This window comes from Prochlorococcus sp. MIT 1342, from assembly GCF_047304495.1.
In the GTDB taxonomy this organism is placed as follows: Bacteria; Cyanobacteriota; Cyanobacteriia; order PCC-6307; family Cyanobiaceae; genus Prochlorococcus; species Prochlorococcus marinus_D.
This window is the reverse complement of sequence record NZ_CP138957.1, coordinates 325163-340360: the sequence shown is the minus strand read 5'-3', so window position 1 is coordinate 340360 and position 15198 is coordinate 325163. Positions and strand designations below refer to the sequence as shown.

15 protein-coding genes are annotated in these 15198 nt (G+C 54.7%); 6 read left to right on the top strand and 9 right to left on the bottom strand.

Translation table 11 applies throughout. From position 1 onward, the window contains the following. Positions 1–18: 18 nt before the first annotated feature. Positions 19–1020, bottom strand: a complete 1002-nt coding sequence (locus SIB79_RS01750; RefSeq protein ID WP_063403668.1) for a heme o synthase — start codon at positions 1018–1020, stop codon at positions 19–21. Further along, positions 1013–1936, bottom strand: coding sequence for a COX15/CtaA family protein (locus SIB79_RS01745; RefSeq protein WP_063403667.1), 924 nt, complete (start codon positions 1934–1936; stop codon positions 1013–1015). Before SIB79_RS01745 ends, SIB79_RS01750 begins: the two co-directional genes overlap by 8 nt. Before the next feature lie 299 nt (positions 1937–2235). Between SIB79_RS01745 and SIB79_RS01740 the strand changes: the two genes are divergently transcribed. The 4 genes from SIB79_RS01740 (at position 2236) to SIB79_RS01725 (ending at position 5811) form a co-directional block, all read left to right on the top strand. Continuing rightward, the gene (locus SIB79_RS01740) at positions 2236–3060 is read left to right on the top strand and encodes a cytochrome c oxidase subunit II (RefSeq protein WP_063403666.1); all 825 of its coding nucleotides are present in this window, start codon (positions 2236–2238) and stop codon (positions 3058–3060) included. Continuing rightward, positions 3057–4733, top strand: coding sequence for a cytochrome c oxidase subunit I (gene ctaD, locus SIB79_RS01735; RefSeq protein ID WP_063403665.1), 1677 nt, complete (start codon positions 3057–3059; stop codon positions 4731–4733). Before SIB79_RS01740 ends, ctaD begins: the two co-directional genes overlap by 4 nt. Then, on the top strand, positions 4730–5353 hold the full coding sequence (locus tag SIB79_RS01730) for a heme-copper oxidase subunit III (protein ID WP_063403664.1): 624 nt from the start codon (positions 4730–4732) through the stop codon (positions 5351–5353). Before ctaD ends, SIB79_RS01730 begins: the two co-directional genes overlap by 4 nt. A 95-nt stretch (positions 5354–5448) precedes the next feature. Continuing rightward, positions 5449–5811 carry an AbrB family transcriptional regulator gene (locus tag SIB79_RS01725; RefSeq protein ID WP_011825310.1) on the top strand — a complete coding sequence of 121 codons (363 nt, stop codon included), beginning with the start codon at positions 5449–5451 and terminating at the stop codon, positions 5809–5811. A gap of 103 nt (positions 5812–5914) precedes the next feature. Here the strand turns inward: SIB79_RS01725 and SIB79_RS01720 are convergent, their stop codons facing one another. Then, complete coding sequence (locus tag SIB79_RS01720; protein ID WP_063403663.1) at positions 5915–6505, bottom strand: HdeD family acid-resistance protein; 591 nt, start codon at positions 6503–6505, stop codon at positions 5915–5917. Between the two features lie 92 nt (positions 6506–6597). Then, positions 6598–7260: a riboflavin synthase gene (locus SIB79_RS01715; RefSeq protein WP_063403662.1), complete on the bottom strand. Its 663-nt coding sequence runs from the start codon at positions 7258–7260 to the stop codon at positions 6598–6600. Positions 7261–7329: 69 nt separating this feature from the next. On the opposite strand from SIB79_RS01715, the gene SIB79_RS01710 reads away from it, so the two are divergent. After that, on the top strand, positions 7330–7914 hold the full coding sequence (locus SIB79_RS01710) for a bifunctional nuclease family protein (RefSeq protein ID WP_196757614.1): 585 nt from the start codon (positions 7330–7332) through the stop codon (positions 7912–7914). Continuing rightward, entirely contained in the window at positions 7911–9047 is a 1137-nt protein-coding gene (locus tag SIB79_RS01705; RefSeq protein ID WP_063403661.1) for an aldo/keto reductase, read from the top strand. The genes SIB79_RS01710 and SIB79_RS01705 overlap by 4 nt, the downstream gene beginning before the upstream one ends. On the opposite strand, the gene SIB79_RS01700 is transcribed toward SIB79_RS01705, so the two are convergent. The 5 genes from SIB79_RS01700 to topA form a co-directional block, all read right to left on the bottom strand. Then, the gene (locus tag SIB79_RS01700; RefSeq protein WP_063403660.1) at positions 9036–10055 is read right to left on the bottom strand and encodes an ABC transporter substrate-binding protein; all 1020 of its coding nucleotides are present in this window, start codon (positions 10053–10055) and stop codon (positions 9036–9038) included. The two genes, SIB79_RS01705 and SIB79_RS01700, sit on opposite strands and share 12 nt — an antisense overlap. Positions 10056–10084: 29 nt before the next feature. Continuing rightward, positions 10085–11296 carry a nicotinate-nucleotide--dimethylbenzimidazole phosphoribosyltransferase gene (locus SIB79_RS01695; RefSeq protein WP_063403659.1) on the bottom strand — a complete coding sequence of 404 codons (1212 nt, stop codon included), beginning with the start codon at positions 11294–11296 and terminating at the stop codon, positions 10085–10087. Next, positions 11268–11873 carry a DUF2232 domain-containing protein gene (locus SIB79_RS01690; protein WP_236072633.1) on the bottom strand — a complete coding sequence of 202 codons (606 nt, stop codon included), beginning with the start codon at positions 11871–11873 and terminating at the stop codon, positions 11268–11270. The genes SIB79_RS01695 and SIB79_RS01690 overlap by 29 nt, the downstream gene beginning before the upstream one ends. Positions 11874–11944: 71 nt before the next feature. Continuing rightward, entirely contained in the window at positions 11945–12421 is a 477-nt protein-coding gene (locus SIB79_RS01685) for a hypothetical protein (RefSeq protein ID WP_063403658.1), read from the bottom strand. Then, the gene (gene topA / locus SIB79_RS01680) at positions 12421–15120 is read right to left on the bottom strand and encodes a type I DNA topoisomerase (protein ID WP_196757613.1); all 2700 of its coding nucleotides are present in this window, start codon (positions 15118–15120) and stop codon (positions 12421–12423) included. The genes SIB79_RS01685 and topA overlap by 1 nt, the downstream gene beginning before the upstream one ends. Between the last annotated feature and the right edge of the window lie 78 nt (positions 15121–15198).

Sequence of the window (15198 nt, the reverse complement as noted above, 5' to 3'; positions counted from 1 at the left end):
GTCTCTAGTGACTTCTGTTTAGATGAACTTCCCGCTGCTCGCCATCTGCTGAAGCAAAGACCAGGCCTGAAGATCAAAATTAGCCGCCATGGGCAAACGACTAACCACCAGAAGAAGGCAGATACCAAACATATAGAAGATCGACCAACGGAAGAGCCCCTTGGCTCGATCAACATTCTCCGGAGCAGCACCTAACTGATGAACCATTTGCAGCAAACGAGCATTGAAAGGGATCAACAAAAGTCCGTAGAGCAAGCCCCCCTCCGGCAAGGCCAAGACACCAAAACCGCTGAGTAGAACCGTGGCCCAGCCATAACGAGAAATAGCTCTGACGGTGACCACAGGGCCCTGAACAACAGGAAGCATTGGTATCCCAACAGCCCTGTAGTCGTCTCGCAGCAACAGGGCCAGTGCCCAAAAATGCGCTGGGGTCCAAAGCATGACCAGCGAGAACAACCACCATCCACTAAGGCCCACATGCCCGCTGGCCGCAGCCGCACCCACGAGAGGGGGGATCGCTCCAGCAACCCCTCCGATGACAATGTTTTGGGGCGTGCGGGGCTTCAAGATCGCCGTGTAAAGCAGCACGTAACTGCACAGACCAAGCAAAGACAGGCCAGCCGCAAGACAGTTCACACCACTCACTAACAGAGCCGCTGCCGCCAAGGTGCAAGAGATGGCACCGATGAACGCCGCAGTTGGAGACAAGCGTCCTGAAGGCAAAGCCCTACCACTTGTGCGTTGCATGCGCCCATCAAGATCCTGTTCCCAAATGCAGTTGAGAACACCAGCAGCAGCAGCAGCCAGAGCCCCTCCTCCTAGGGTGCATGCCAACCTGAGAGAAGGTAGGGGCCAACCTTCGGATAGCGCCATCCCACCAAGGGTTGTGGCCAAAAGCAGTGGAATTAAGCGTGGTTTGGCAATCTCCAACCAAGCGGGTAGCTTGATCCGCTTGCGAGAAGGCACGATCTGCTCCCGGGTCACCCCCCCGTGGAGCATCTCTGGCGTTGAACTAACCATGAGAATGGTCTATCGAGAATGAATCACCAACGGCAGACACCGGCAAAGGTGATCCTTCCGGATTACGGAAGGTAAGGGCGGCAAGCAAGGCCACAAGCAGAGTTGCAACCAGCTGATGGCAAACCGTCACTGCAGGCTGGGATAGTCCAAGCTGCAAGGTAAGAAATCCAAGGCCTACCTGGGTCACAACAAGTCCTAAAGCAGATATCAAAAAAGGCCACTGGCGTCGAGGCCAGCCACCGACCAAGAGAGCAGTGCCAACAAAGATCCCTATGCATGCTGCAACGGGTGTGGCAGACATACGGTGCCAATCCAGCCATTGACAGGCCTGTCCGCCATTCAGACAACGCTGGGCCGCCCAGGCCGTTGCGATACGACCACCAAGAAGACATTGACCTATCACTGCCAACAAGGAGGCTCCACCCATCAAGCGCCACCACAAAGGCGGTGACTCAACAGAAGAGGACAACAAGCCCTGAGCTAGAGCACTCACCGCTGCCACAAGTGTGAGCGCAAATGCCAGATGCGCCGTCACCACACCAGAAGGCAAAAGCTGCAAGACAGTCAGGGCTCCAAGAGCTCCCTGGACTAAAACTAAAACCACCAGGCCACCGCAGACCCAGGGAAGCCAAGCGGGCAACTGAGAACGCCAAAAAATAGCAGCCCCTAATTGCACTAACAGGGCAAGGCCCACCACAAAGGCATCAAGGCGATGAAACCACTCAAGAAAAACCTGGACATTCATCTGACGCCCAGGCAGAAGAGAGCCATAACAGAGCGGCCAATCCGGACAAGCCAAACCTGCCTCCATCACACGCGTTGCGCCTCCGATCACAACCAGCGCAATCAGGGCAACGACAAGATGAACAGCCAACTGGGCAAGACGCCAGCGAACCCGAGGCAGAAATGGCATCATACTACTATGCTACAGTGAAATAATGTAAATCGATGGAGCGGCTTTAATTGCAAAGGTCAGGGTTTTTATCTCTGAGAATGGAGCGATTGAATCATCAGATTCACCTTGTCTAGACGACTGCAACATCACCACTGGTCGCCAAATCACCCATCCCTGACAGAAGCGCTCAAGCAAAAAAAACTAACCTCATCAGACACCTTGCAAAATAAGGATTTCTTGCAAAATTTGCGACGACTTAATAATCACTGCATGTTGCTTTGGAGCGATCTCCATAGCCTTAAAAGATCCAAATAGATTCCGTGCGGACTCCCTTTGCCATCCTGACGCTGGCGTTGGTCATTGCCCTTGTACTTGGAGGTCTATGGATTGGCCAGAACGTCAATCTGCTCCCTGTTGATGCAAGTGCGAATGCACCCGTATACGACGAACTCTTCCGAGTCCTTTTCAGCATCGGAGCAATCCTTTTTCTCGGCATTGTCGGGTTGGTTGTATTCAGCCTGATTAAGTTCCGCAGACGTCCTGGTCAATTGGAGGACGGCCTCGCCATTGAAGGCAATCTCCCGCTTGAAATCTTTTGGACAGCTGTACCTGCTGTGGTCGTGTTGTTTGTTGGGCTTTACAGCTTCGACATCTACGACCGCATGGGCGGAATGGTTCCATTAGCCCATGACGCCCATGACCATCAGATGATGGACATGAAGGAACAAATCTGGGGAGGGATCGGTTCTGTCGCCAATGCCTCCAGTGCTGACAACAGCCTTGCCTCATTAGCGGTGGAAGTCACCGCAATGCAGTATGCCTTCCTCTTCCACTATCCCCAAGGCGACATCATTTCTGGCGAGTTGCACGTGCCTCTAGGCCAACCTGTGACACTGCGCATGGAATCCAAGGATGTCATCCATGCCTTCTGGGTTCCCGAATTCCGCATCAAGCAAGACATCATTCCTGGTCAGCCAACTCTCTTGACCTTCACCGCAACGAAACCAGGACGCTATCCAATCATCTGCGCCGAACTCTGCGGTCCATACCACGGGAACATGCATACGAAAGTGATTGTCGAAGCGCCCGGTGACTACTACACCTGGTTCAGCAACAACGCCAAAACAACGGTTTCAGAAGCATGACGGTTGCCATCTCCCCTCCCAGCAAAAAGCAATCAGATGGTCTTCAACCAACTGGCTGGTTGCGTTACTTCAGCTTCAGCCTTGACCACAAGGTCATTGGTCTGCAGTACTTGGTTTGCGGATTCATCTTCTACCTAATCGGCGGAGTTCTTGGTGGCGCCATCCGCATCGAACTCGCCAGCCCCATCTCCGACTTCATGGCCAGGGATGTCTACAACCAGGTGCTAACGCTGCACGGCACAGTGATGATCTTCCTGTGGATCGTGCCGGTCGTGAACGGTGCCTTCGGCAACTATCTCATTCCGTTTTATGTGGGAGCCCGTGATATGGCCTTCCCTCGACTCAATGCCGTGGCGTTCTGGATGATCCCTCCAGCTGGCCTGTTGCTGATCAGTAGCTACTTCATTACCGGTGCGGCTCAATCCGGCTGGACGGCCTATCCACCGCTGAGTATCACCACCCCCGCCGCAGGACAGATCTTATGGATTCTCAGTGTGCTCTTGCTTGGCGGTAGCTCAATCTTTGGTGGCATCAACTTCATCGCCACCATCCTCAAGCTGCGGCAGCCCGGACTCAAGCTAATGCAACTACCCATGTACTGCTGGGCGATGCTCGGCACAAGCATCCTGGTGGTGCTCTCCACGCCAGTACTGGCTGGAACACTGGTTCTTTTAAGTTTCGACATCGTTGCCCATACAGGATTCTTCAACCCCAGCCTGGGTGGAAACGCAGTCGTCTACCAACATCTTTTCTGGTTTTATTCCCACCCAGCTGTATACATCATGGTGCTGCCAGCCTTCGGATTGGTCAGCGAAATCCTTCCTGTTCACTGCCGCAAACCACTTTTTGGCTACACCTCAATGGTGTATTCAATTATGACCATCGTGATCCTTGGCCTAGTGGTTTGGGCACATCACATGTTCACCAGTGGAACACCTCCTTGGATGCGCCTCTTTTTCACCATTGCCACATCCTTCATTGCCGTACCTACAGGAATTAAGTTCTTCAACTGGCTGGCAACACTCTGGGGAGGGCGCATCTCTCTAAACAGTGCTGTACTTTTCTCCTGTGGCTTCATTGTCAACTTTGTGCTTGGCGGTATTACTGGCGTAGCACTTGCACAAGTTCCATTCGACATTCACGTGCATGATACCTACTTTGTTGTTGCCCATTTTCACTACATCGTCTATGGAGGTTCGGTGTTTGTGATCTTTGCCTCTATTTATCACTGGTATCCAAAATTCACTGGGCGCATGCTCAATGAGTCTCTGGGGCGGTTTCATTTTTTAATCACTTTCATCGGCTTCAATCTCTGCTTTGCCCCACAGCATTGGCTAGGCCTCAACGGCATGCCCCGCCGTGTGGCTGAATACGACCCGCAATTCACCGTAATCAATCAAATCAGCAGTGTTGGGGCCTTGCTGATGGCCATCAGCACGCTGCCCTTTCTCTGGAACGTCGTGCAGAGTGCATTGAGCGGCGCCATTGCCGGAGACAACCCCTGGAGGGCGCTTACTCCAGAATGGCTCACAAGCTCCCCACCACCAGTGGAAAACTGGAGCGGCAAAGCCCCTCTGGTAACAGAGCCCTATGGCTATGGCGTACCTGAGGAGCCGCTCAACCTAGAAAAAACCAGCAACAGTGATAGTGATCTAGGGAGCAAAAGCCAATGACATCCCTTCCAGCGATCGACCATGACGATGAGGTGCAGGCTGACCTAGAAGATGAACATGCTGAGCTTGGAGAGGAACATGCTGATCACCGCATGTTCGGCCTAGCCACCTTCCTAGTGGCTGATGGCATGACCTTCGCGGGCTTTTTTGTCGCCTATCTCACATTTCGGGCTGTCAATCCCCTGCTGCCTGATGCGGTTTATGAATTAGAGCTGCCCCTCCCCACCTTGAATACGGTGTTACTCCTCGTGAGCAGCGCCACTTTCCATCGAGCTGGACAAGCTCTGAAGCGCAACCAATCAGGCCAGTGTCAACGTTGGCTGTTCATCACTGCTGGCCTTGGGCTGGCCTTTCTAGCCAGCCAAATGGTCGAGTACTTCACACTGCCATTTGGCCTCACAGACAACCTTTACGCCAGCACCTTCTATGCCGTTACAGGCTTTCACGGACTACACGTCACCCTAGGGACGATCATGATATTGATCGTCTGGTGGCAGGCGCGTTCACCAGGCGGTCGTGTCACCAGTGAAAACCATTTCCCCCTCGAAGCCGCTGAGCTCTATTGGCACTTCGTAGACGGCATCTGGGTGATCTTATTCATCATCTTCTACCTTCTCTAAAGCCAAGGCCCTACATCTCAATCAAGAGAAGTTCGATCAATAACTTGCCACGGTCGGAAGAATTCGTCAGAATCAACACGAATAAACCTGGCGAAATGCTCGTCGGAAAAGAACTTCTAGACAAGGCCAGGTCACTCAGCAACCGTCCTGAGGATGAGATTGCTCGTGGCTGCGGATACGTGGGGCCAAGTGGACGTGTCTTGCGCAAGAGTTTCTATCGAGCTCTCGTGGAAGCCAAGGGTTACAAGCTTCCCTCCAGCAGTGGAGGGCCAGCGGCTTCCCGCGGTCGTCAGGCCGAGTTTCGCACTCGGGTCCACGGAAATGGCAACCTGCTTATTGGGCACGCCTATACACGCAGACTCGGCCTAGAACCTGGCCAAGAGTTTCGCATCGAAATCCACCGAGAATCAGGTGCTATCTGGTTGCTACCACTAGAAAATGAGGGTGACAAGAAGTAATTTGCACCCTCCTTAATGCTTTGGTCTCTCCATTATCAACATCGGCTTAGAGACACCCGAAAATTAGCAATTGGCACAACTGAATAGATCTTTTTTAGCCATTTCAGGTTAGAGCAGGGGGCTGATTGTCGTCGTGCAGGGTTGAGCTAAAGGCAATCAAGTCAATGCCACTAAACAGAAAGCTGATTCCCACCAATACTCCGAGGACCCACGACAACTGCCAAAACTTCATTGTCACAATCACCAAGCCAAGAAGAAAAGTGATCACCCCATTGGCAATTGCCCAGCCAGACCCAGCGCGTTTTGCGTGCGCCAGTCCAGTAAAGAAAGCCACGACACCCTCTGCCAAAAACACGATGCCAATCGCCAAGGCAAATGTCGCCACCTGAACAGCTGCTTCAGCAGGGTTCTTCATATTGGAGATCATCGATGCGCCTGCTACCAAGAACAGTGTTGATACCACTAGACGACAAAAACAAACCCAACGAGCCATCCGGGAAGAGCGAGCAAGGTTGCTAATCCAGCCAACGATGCCGCCCACCAGAAACAACACAGCAATCAAACCGATCGTCCAACTTGCAGCGACCACCGGAAAGATCAAAGCCAACACACCAAGCACGATCAACACAATGCCTTCAGCAATCGCAAAGGCCTTGAAAGTGACCAAAGAATCCTGACGTTCATCAACGGTCATGAGATGTTCACAATGAACAGCATCTGAACGCTATTGAGGGTCTCCTGATCCGGCCATGCTTTGTAAGATCCCTGTGCAAATGCCGTAGCGACTCAGCTCCACCCATGGCTGGCAAGCCAGTCCGTTGAGATCTCTTGGGCATTCCTGTTGCTTGCCATTGGTAAATGAGGTGCCCCTGCCAAAAGACGCTCGGTGTATTTGGCCAACAGATCGGCCTCCAGATTCACCACAGCTCCAACCTGCAACTGTTGTAAAGACGTGCTCGTCCAGGTATGAGCTATCACCGCTATCCAGAAGCGGCTGCCGTCTTCAACGCATCCCGCAACAGTGAGACTGATGCCATCTAAAGCAATGCTGGCTTTTTCGCAGACATAGCGTCCGAAGGCAGGATCTTGCCAGCAGACCTCCAGATACCAGGACGTTGAGCGAGCATCCAGAGCCACCACCTCTCCAGATCCATCAACATGGCCACTGACCAGATGGCCTCCGAGACGGTCGCAGAGGCGAAGAGCTGGTTCAAGGTTCACAACCCCACCGCGATCCGCCTTGGCCCCAAGGCTGGTTCGACAAAGCGTCTCCTCACTGACATCAGCACGAAAACCATCCGCTATCAATTCAGCCACCGTCAGGCAGACCCCATCAACAGCCACACTGTCTCCCTCGGCCAGAGGTGCTAATGGGGAACAGCCTTGCACCAACAAGCCCGTCGCTCGACGCTGCACCCGTCCCACCGCCTGAACTAGCCCCGTAAACATGGCAGGCCGTATGTGGCAACATCACTGGCCATAATCGGACAAAAGGGGGATGGGGGGTCAGTGGTCGAGATGAGCGTTGCCGGTCTCGCACTCGACGCGTCAAGCCGCAGCCCAATCGTGCTGCTCAGGGATCCATCCGGACGAAGACAGGTGCCGATCTGGATCGATCAAGCCCAGGCGCACAACATCATGGCCGGGATTCAGGACTCACCTATACCAAGACCACTGAGCCACGACCTCATGGTGGCCCTGCTCAAAGCAGGAAATCTTCAACTTGAGAGGGTCATCATCCACGCGATTGAAGACAACACATTCCAGGCTGTACTCAAACTTCGTCTCAAGGCATCAGAGGAAGAGCCGGAGGAAGAGAAGACTCCTGAGGAATCAACACTGCTGCTTGAAATTGATGCTCGTCCTAGTGATGCCATCGCCCTTGCAGTCCGCACCAAAAGCAGCATCTGGATGCTCGAGGAGGTCGTAGCAGAAGCCTCAATTCCTGTAGATGCCGAGGCTGACGCAGAAGATCAGAACGAATTCCGCCGCTTCCTTGATGAAGTGAGTCCTGCAGCTCTGGTCCGTCACCTCCAAACCCGTGAAAGTGAAACAGAGGAACCCTTCAATTCTCCAGATCCCGATCCCGACCACCAGGAATGATGCCAATACGACGCCCCTTTGGTCGGGGACCGGCAGTGAGCCTGTTCACCCTTGGGACGATGAGGGCAATCGGCTCAGCCGAGCAAATGTATGGCGTTGTTAAAGCTGCCCAGGCCGCTGGCATTAACCACATCGAAACATCCCCGGCCTATGGCCCGGCAGAAAGTTTTCTTGGCACTGCTCTGCGACAGCTGCAACAAAACCAAGCTGAACCTTCTGGAGGCTGGGTCATCACCAGCAAACTTCTGCCAGGGCTAAGCCTGAAAGAAGGGCAGTGCGAATTGCACAACCTTTTGACGCGACTTGGACGACCCAAGCTTGAAAACCTTGCAGTGCATGGCCTCAATCGCCCTGAACACCTGGAGTGGGCCCTAAGGGGAGACGGCGCAGCGCTACTGCGTTGGGCTGAGGAAGAGGATCTTGTTGTTCAAGTGGGATTCACTAGCCATGGCTCCTTTCCCCTCATCAAGGAAGCCTTAGCAAGCGGTCGTTTTCAATTCTGCAGCCTGCATCTGCACCTACTAGACCCCGAACGTATTCCCCTGGCACGGGAGGCCCTTGCATCAGGCATGGGTGTCATGGCAATCTCCCCTGCTGACAAAGGAGGACGGCTTCAGGACCCAAGCCCAACCCTGGTTGAGGACTGTTGTCCGCTCTCGCCTCTCCAACTTGCCTATCGCTTCCTGCTAGCTGCAAAGATCAGCACCCTCAGCCTTGGTGCTGCTCAGCCAGAGGACCTGACACTTGCTGCGCAGTTGGCCAACGCCGATGGGCCACTCAATCAACGCGAGCAAAGAGCCCTCAACCAACTCCGCCAACAAGGTGAGCGCCGCCTAGGTGAAAACCGATGCGGCCAGTGCAAAGCCTGCCTACCCTGCCCAAAATCTGTACCCATACCAGATCTACTACGACTACGAAATCTGGCCGTAGGCCATAACCTTCAAGCCTTTGCAGAAGAGCGTTACAACCTGATCGGACGAGCAGGACACTGGTGGGAAGGTATTGATGGCAGCGCCTGCGAGCGCTGTGGCGAATGCTTACCCCGCTGCCCCCATCACCTGCCGATCCCGGATCTCCTCGCTGACACGCACCAACGCCTAGCGGCAGCTCCAAGGCGCAGGCTATGGGGTTGATTGGCTCCAACGCTGATCCAGCTCCATCTGCTGAACAGCTGTCAGCACTGGTAAGGACCAACAACGCGACCAGACCTCCTTGGATGGCAACACAATGGAGCGATAGGCCTTAGGAATTGCTCTTAAAGCAAGACGCAACTCTGCACGTGGCAACGGAGGGATCCAACCACCGGCAAGCAATTGTCCCAGCAGAGGCTCCTGCCAAGACTGCTCGACCCATTGCTGTGGCAATGGCTCCCGAGTCAAGGCAGACCGTACAAGAACAGTCCAGTTCAATGGTGCTCCACTGTTGGGGAGTACCACACTGAGCCTTGGGTCACGACGCAAGCTCGGCAAGCAGCGCTGTAGCGGCAATACCGCGACCCGAGCTTTCCCTTGAATTAACCAGTTGAGGCCCTGCCGATCATCAAAGGTGTAGGCCTGAGCACGCAGCTGCCGCAATCCATCAGCAACCTGCATCCTCTCAGCCAGAGACATCACAAGACGGGGGCTCTGGGGTAACACCACCCGCCCCTTAAGCGCCGGGTCTAACAAAACCTGCCAGCCAGACCTTGCCTGTAATGCCCAAGGATCACCCTGACGAAAGAGCAACACCCAAGGGCTGACCCCAACAGGCAGAACTCGAGACTGAAGGGCTGGTCCCAGGCTGGCTTCAAAGGCCCTCGCCTGACCATCGAGCCGGTCTTGAAGCCCAGGCGCTTCAATCCGCTGCAAGGTTTTTGCGGGCAAACTCGTCAGCCAACCATCACCAAGAGCCAACAGGTCATTGCCCTGCTCGAGTACGGCGATGAAAGGATTACTACCTGCATCAACTTCAATCGGTTGATAGCTCCAAGGCACGGGCAAACTGCGCCGCCATTTCTTTGGCAACGTTTCCGGAGTTGCTCTCAACAAAGGGGCTGCTGAGGCACGTCCACAGCTAGCCAAGCCCATCAGCCCAGCCATCAAGCCCAGTTTTAGCAGCTCTCTTCGTCCAAGCTGCCTTTGTTCAAGCATGGCGCCACTCATCGATCAGACCCTAAGGGGCGGAGAAAATCTCATGAGCAAGACGTCCCCAACAATTGGTTCATAGCTTGATCACACGCCTCCAACAGCTGCTCACAGGAAGCCCCTTGAAGCTGAGCCAATAGCGCCAGGGCTCCAGCACCAACACCTTCTTTGACATATCCAAGCTCATAATCCTGAAGAGCCCGATGCTGACTGTTATGGAAACGCAGCCCTGTGGCCAAACCCAAAAGGCGAACACCGAAAAACTCCCCTACGCAATCGATCAGACACTCAAGTGCACCTGTCCTGCCATCTGAACGCTTAGCCTCCTCTGCCAGCCAAGACGTGGTACCGAGCACTATCCCATCAACCATGTTCTGGCGATGGGATGGTTCCATAGCTGCCAAGGCCAGAGCCAGCACAGCCACCATCTGACTTCCACCGCCAAGCATGACAGGCTGACCCGCCTCTCTTGCGCCAAGTAGCAGCCCAACAGCTACAGGCTGAAAAGGATCACCTAAGGCCGCAATCACTCGCTGAGGTGGAGGGTTACACCCCAAGGCCGCTTGACTCAATCCACGATCAACCAACTCCTGTTTCAAGACCATCGGTGCCTGACGAGCACTACCACTGATCAGATCAGCAACCTGCAAGCCAAGTCCGGTGAGTACAGCCTGAGCCGTGGTCGTGCCTCCAGGGACACATTCGGCCAATACCAAAGGACGACGAAGACCTCGCCCAAGGCAAAAGCCACGCTGCCAGAGAGCATGCACACGCGACAGACCCATGGCCTCACCAGTACTCAAACAAGCAGCCGGACCCATTCCCGGCGCCTCCAGACGCAAATGGGGGAATGGTGGCGACAGGGTTAAGCCCACCGCCGCCACCAATGGGTCTACGCCAATCCAACGAGCGGCAACATAACTAATCAGGGCCGGTGAGATCCCTGCAGGAAGAGGTGGAAGCGAGCACAGCCTTGGCCTATCAGGGCCCTTAAGCAGCAGTTCCGCATCTGCCACAGCTGTGTAGCGACGGGCAGCTGAGGTAGCACCTGCCGCCGAAATGCCCTCCACCTCGGCAGTACGCGTGCCAGCCAACACCAACAGTAAAGAAAACCCCAGGCCCCCATCCCGCCAAGGCATTATCCATCTCTCCTGCGCGGCTGGAGATGCACCTGCACCAAAGGCTTTACAAGCTAAAGGTAGACCTCTAAGAGGCAAACCCGGCTTGAAATTAGAGGGGGTCCAGGGCAACGAGGCCATGCAGAAGTCTGGGGGGCTCGGGAATTGGTCCCTGCAGCCGAGGAAAAATCCAGAAGGCCAGCGCATGAAGAACAAGCACGTAGACCAACTCTTGAAAAACCACCAAAGCAAAAGCCATCAGCTGCACATGATTGAGATCTGGCGCCAGAGGGAGATTGAGCAGGTCCACCAATCGATCAAGCAGACCTGATCCTGCTCGGGTGATCACCACCCAAAGGTTCTCACCCACCAAAAGCGACAGCACCACAACCCTTACCAGAAAACCCGCTGTTCCAATCACAACTCCACACCCCCAACTCACCCACCAGCTCAGCCCACGATGCCAACTCCAGCCAAGCCAGAGCGCTAGAAAGCCATAAGGGAACAGCACCAAGGGACCACGAACAGGCCCCATCAAGGCAATCAACAAAAGCACCGCCAGGGCAACGCCCTCTAGCCCTGCCTTAGAACCGCGACGCACATGCAGCAGGGCTAAAGGCAACGGCAACGCCAGCCGAAATAGGGCTCCACCAACAGGGAGGTAATAGAGCGCCACCCAGATCAGAGCTGAAGCAGCCGCAAGGTAAGAAGTCTCCATCATTCTCAGGGCCTGGCGACGGCTTATGGGTTGAGCAGCTCTCGAACTCTTGCGCAAGCCACCAAACCAGATCAAGGCTGGGCTCCCATACCTGAAGGCGGCACTCTGATCAAAGACTGATCCTTGACCCGTTCAATCGTCTCAACCTCAAAAGTCACTCCAGCCATTCGTAAGGCCTGAGTGACGACTTCTGCCGGCGCCGATGGATCGGCACCGGACAACTTGATGGTGATGCGATAAGGCTGCGGGGTAACAGGGTTACTAGCCAACTCTGGCTTCTGCTCAACCTGTCTCGACGTCTGAGGATTAGCAGCTTCCGGATTGCTCACGTCCTGATCAGGAACTCTTGAGTCAGATGAAGAGTTCGTGGGTTCTGGATCACTGGAAACAGGTGCGACAGGCACAGGCTCCTGCGTGGGAGCATCAAAACTGTTCGCAAGTTCCTGACCAAACGGCGTATTGGCGCAGGACTGCAACATCAACATAAGCAGCGGAACACACAGGCTTAACCCATCAGCAAGTAAGCCCCTAGCACTCACCTTGAGCATCAAACCTCACCAGGCTTGATGACCCGAACAGCACTGGCTCGCAGCCGACCTGTCTTTGTAGTCGCAGGAGGTTTACGAGTTTTTGGTTTGCTTGCGGCGGTTTTTTTACTGGTTGTTGAAGTGCTCTTTTTGCGTCGACTTGTCTTCTTACTTAAAGCCTTGGCAGCCAATAGCTCCACTGCTACATCAAGAGAAATGTCGTCGACGCCCTTCCCTTCAGGTAACGAGGCATTGAGCTTGCCCTGCTTGACATACAAGCCATAGGGACCGTCAAAAACCTGCACCTTCTCCTCACTCCCATCCGGGATGCCAAGGTCTTTCAACGCAGTCCGGCCGCCCCTGCCCCGCTTGGGCATAGCCAAAAGCTCTAGTGCTCGGCTCAGCCCCACCGCCAACACGTCATCCTCCGCCTTAAGGGAGCGATAGTCCTTCTCTCCCTTGCTCTTATCCCAGACCACATAGGGTCCGAAGCGACCCAAACCCGCCTGAATTCGTCCACCATCGGGATGCTCTCCCAGTAAGCGCGGCAGACGCAATAAGCCCAGTGCCTCATCAAGGCTGAGCTCATCAGGCTTCTTGCCTTTGGGCAAGGATGCCCGCTTCGGCTTGGGGTTGTCCTCACCCACCTGGCCTCGCTGCACATAAGGCCCGTACTGACCAAAAAGGAGGTAAACCTGATCACCGGTTTCCGGGTCTTCCCCAATCGATTCCGGGCCATCAGCTTTCTGCTTGAGAATCAGCTCGGCTTTCTCTGCATCAAGATCAGCAGGGGTGATCTCTTGAGGGAGGGTGGCCTTAAGCGATTCCTCCTCGCCGTCATCACCCACTCGTTTGGCTTCCAGATAGGCCCCAAAACGACCGATGCGCACCACACAGGGCAATCCCTCCAGATCCACAGTGCGAGACACACTGGAGTCGATGTCACCTTCACGCTGCTGAACCTGACTCTCAAGGCCCTTTTCGCCCTTGTAGAACCCTTCGAGATAAGGCAACCACTGCACCTTGCCCGTGGAAATCTCATCAAGCGTGAATTCCATCCGAGCCGTAAAGCTGGTATCGACAAGATCGGGGAAATGCTCCTCTAGAAGAGCGGTTACAGCAAAAGCAGTGAAACTGGGAGTAAGAGAGTTGTTTTGCAATGCTGCATAACCCCGATCAACGATGGTGCCGATGATGCTGGCGTAGGTGGAAGGCCTGCCAATGCCCTCCTTCTCGAGCATCTTCACCAGTGAAGCCTCGCTATAGCGAGCCGGCGGCTGAGTCTGGTGACCGAGGGCCTCCACATCCTGCAGCGTGGGCGAATCGTCAACCGCTAAATTAGGCAGCAAAACTTCCTGGCCTTCCAAGGCAGCGTCTGGATCATCACTGCCCTCCACGTAAGCGCGAAAGAAACCTGGGAAATCAATGCGCTTACCCGTGGCCCGAAACTTGGCATCAGCCACACGAAGATCAACAGCCAGCATGGTGAGTCGAGCCTCGGCCATCTGGCTGGCCACTGTTCGCTTCCAAATCAACTCATATAGGGCCATGTCGCGCCCTTCAAGTCCAGATTCACTTGGGGAACGGAAGCTTTCACCCGCTGGTCGTATCGCTTCGTGAGCCTCCTGGGCATTGCGTGACTTAGTGCTGAACTGACGTGGAGTTTTGCTCAGATAATCATCGCCATAGCGTGACCCCACGCAGCTCCGAGCAGCCTGAATAGCCTGCTCGGATAGATGCACAGAGTCAGTTCGCATATAGGTGATGAAGCCACGCTCATAAAGCCCCTGGGCACACCGCATCGTTTCCCTGGCCGAAAACCGCAACTTGCGATTTGCCTCCTGCTGCAAAGTGCTTGTCGTGAAAGGAGGCACTGGTTTACGTACCGTTGGCTTCTCTTCCACCGCCTCAACCCGCCACTGACTGCTGCGCACGGACTCGGAAAGAGTGAGCGCATCTGATTCGCCAAGCAGTCGAACATTTCTGCCAGCCTTTAAATCGCCTGTCGTTTCATCGAAATCACTGCCTGTAGCAATCTTCTGGCCAGCCAGACTGGTGAGCTTTGCCTCAAATTGACCACCACCCTTTTCAAGTTTGGCCTTTAGGTCCCAGTAGCTGCCGCTACGGAAAGCCCTACGGGCACGTTCACGCTGCACAAGTAACCTCACTGCTACGGACTGCACCCGACCGGCGGAGAGTCCCCATGCAACCTTCTTCCACAACAGAGGCGAAAGCGTGTAGCCCACCAAACGGTCAAGAATCCGTCGCGTTTCCTGGGCATGGACCAGCTCCATGTCGAGATCTCTGGGCTGATCAAGAGCCTTAGCAATGGCTTCTTTGGTGATCTCGTGAAACACCATCCGCTTGACAGGCACTTTGGGAGCCAACAGCTGCAGCAAATGCCAGCTGATGCTTTCGCCCTCTCGATCTTCGTCAGTTGCCAACAACAGCTGATCAGCCTCCTTCAAAGCTGCCTTCAGCTCCTTGACCACCTTCTTTTTCTCCTTCGGAACCACATAAAGAGGTTCGAAATCCGCGGTGGTGTTCACGCCAAGGTTGGCCCATTTCTGCCCCTTCTGGGCCGCAGGGATCTCACTGGCGTTGTTGGGCAAGTCGCGCACATGGCCCATGGAGGCCTCCACACGGAAGTCCTTGGGCAGAAACCCTCGAATGGTTCTCGCCTTGGTAGGGCTTTCGACAATGACCAGAGTGTTCGCCACAGACGAGATGTAACCGTTCCAATCTTTATCGCACCGACAAGCGAGCTGCATGATGCGATGTTCTCAATAAGGTATAGC

What these genes read in the sequence shown, in the direction of transcription:
- SIB79_RS01750 (WP_063403668.1), bottom strand. Translation starts at nt 1,020, where the DNA reads ATGGTTAGTTCAACGCCAGAGATGCTCCACGGGGGGGTGACCCGGGAG.
- SIB79_RS01745 (WP_063403667.1), bottom strand. Translation starts at nt 1,936, where the DNA reads ATGATGCCATTTCTGCCTCGGGTTCGCTGGCGTCTTGCCCAGTTGGCT.
- ctaD (WP_063403665.1), top strand. Translation starts at nt 3,057, where the DNA reads ATGACGGTTGCCATCTCCCCTCCCAGCAAAAAGCAATCAGATGGTCTT.
- SIB79_RS01730 (WP_063403664.1), top strand. Translation starts at nt 4,730, where the DNA reads ATGACATCCCTTCCAGCGATCGACCATGACGATGAGGTGCAGGCTGAC.
- SIB79_RS01725 (WP_011825310.1), top strand. Translation starts at nt 5,449, where the DNA reads ATGCTCGTCGGAAAAGAACTTCTAGACAAGGCCAGGTCACTCAGCAAC.
- SIB79_RS01720 (WP_063403663.1), bottom strand. Translation starts at nt 6,505, where the DNA reads ATGACCGTTGATGAACGTCAGGATTCTTTGGTCACTTTCAAGGCCTTT.
- SIB79_RS01715 (WP_063403662.1), bottom strand. Translation starts at nt 7,260, where the DNA reads ATGTTTACGGGGCTAGTTCAGGCGGTGGGACGGGTGCAGCGTCGAGCG.
- SIB79_RS01710 (WP_196757614.1), top strand. Translation starts at nt 7,330, where the DNA reads ATGAGCGTTGCCGGTCTCGCACTCGACGCGTCAAGCCGCAGCCCAATC.
- SIB79_RS01705 (WP_063403661.1), top strand. Translation starts at nt 7,911, where the DNA reads ATGATGCCAATACGACGCCCCTTTGGTCGGGGACCGGCAGTGAGCCTG.
- SIB79_RS01700 (WP_063403660.1), bottom strand. Translation starts at nt 10,055, where the DNA reads ATGAGTGGCGCCATGCTTGAACAAAGGCAGCTTGGACGAAGAGAGCTG.
- SIB79_RS01695 (WP_063403659.1), bottom strand. Translation starts at nt 11,296, where the DNA reads ATGGCCTCGTTGCCCTGGACCCCCTCTAATTTCAAGCCGGGTTTGCCT.
- SIB79_RS01690 (WP_236072633.1), bottom strand. Translation starts at nt 11,873, where the DNA reads ATGGAGACTTCTTACCTTGCGGCTGCTTCAGCTCTGATCTGGGTGGCG.
- SIB79_RS01685 (WP_063403658.1), bottom strand. Translation starts at nt 12,421, where the DNA reads ATGCTCAAGGTGAGTGCTAGGGGCTTACTTGCTGATGGGTTAAGCCTG.